The organism is Sphingomonas sp. Sph1(2015), from assembly GCF_001970915.1.
In the GTDB taxonomy this organism is placed as follows: Bacteria; Pseudomonadota; Alphaproteobacteria; order Sphingomonadales; family Sphingomonadaceae; genus Sphingomonas; species Sphingomonas parapaucimobilis.
The window spans coordinates 1-425 of sequence record NZ_MQUI01000126.1 but is presented as its reverse complement, the minus strand read 5'-3'; the positions used below and the strand labels follow the sequence as shown (position 1 = coordinate 425).

The following is a 425-nucleotide window of genomic DNA, read 5'->3' as shown; positions in this document are numbered from 1 at the left end:
GGAATTTTGGACAATGGGCGCAAGCCTGATCCAGCCATGCCGCGTGCAGGATGAAGGCCTTCGGGTTGTAAACTGCTTTTGTACGGAACGAAAAGGCTCTTTCTAATACAGGGGGCTCATGACGGTACCGTAAGAATAAGCACCGGCTAACTACGTGCCAGCAGCCGCGGTAATACGTAGGGTGCAAGCGTTAATCGGAATTACTGGGCGTAAAGCGTGCGCAGGCGGTTTTGTAAGTCTGTTGTGAAAGCCCCGGGCTCAACCTGGGAATTGCGATGGAGACTGCAAGGCTTGAATCTGGCAGAGGGGGGTAGAATTCCACGTGTAGCAGTGAAATGCGTAGAGATGTGGAGGAACACCGATGGCGAAGGCAGCCCCCTGGGTCAAGATTGACGCTCATGCACGAAAGCGTGGGGAGCAAACAG

1 rRNA gene is annotated in these 425 nt (G+C 54.1%); it reads left to right on the top strand.

What is annotated here, in order from left to right:
• Positions 1–425: ribosomal RNA gene (locus BSZ14_RS18845) — 16S ribosomal RNA — on the top strand; the annotation flags it as partial.